This is a genomic window from Vibrio sp. 970 (assembly GCF_033339075.1).
In genome coordinates, this window is the sequence record NZ_JAWOTW010000358.1 from 1 (window position 1) to 678 (window position 678).

Below are 678 nucleotides of genomic sequence, written 5' to 3' on the forward strand. Positions count from 1 at the left end.
AGAGATCCTCTCACATTGGCGTACTGGTTGTAGTGAAAATCAGATAGCGGCAATATGGTATTAATCGCGTCGTTTCCGCCAGCTAAGTACACACAGATCAGCGCTCGGAAATCATTTGAAGGCGCGGCAAGTGAATAACCCGGCAATCCGAGTGAAGCGATCGCCCCAAACGATGCGGTGCTTTTTAGAAAGTTACGTCTCGAAATGTCCATAATTCACCCCTAATCCTGAATGTAAAACTCATCGCCAGAAATCGCAGTAAAGATAACGAGTGCGAGTTTTGTTGTTGGTACGTAATCGGTTCGATACTCATCCGACACTTCTAGCAAAAGCGCTTTGAGTTCAGGCGAAGCCGTGCCCGCAAAGAATCGTTCATCGACACGCTCAACGAGAGCTTCGTGATCATCGAGTAGGGAATACAGTTCGCTAAAGTCCAGCGTATAAGTATCACCACCACCCGAGCGAGTGCTACTAAGCATGAAATTGACCAGATCGGTATACACTGACCAATCGAGCAATTCGTATTCGGGTGACACCATGCCTGATTGCACAAACTCATTCGAAGGTTGATAGTCTGGCGAGTAGAAATTAAATACTGAAGGAGAACGCAGTGCGCCTTGTTCTGCGGTGTTCATCACTGTTGTTGCTCCGTCATAGCGCGCAGCGGTAAGTGTAAAG

The 678-nt window shown here is 47.5% G+C and carries 1 protein-coding gene and 1 pseudogene; both read right to left on the reverse strand.

The features are described 5' to 3' along the window. Positions 1–212, reverse strand: a 212-nt coding sequence (locus tag R7Q11_RS26650; protein WP_225467054.1) for a twin-arginine translocation signal domain-containing protein, incomplete at its 3' end; no start/stop codon positions are given. 9 nt (positions 213–221) lie between these two features. After that, positions 222–678, reverse strand: a pseudogene (locus tag R7Q11_RS26655) (DUF1800 domain-containing protein); the annotation flags it as partial.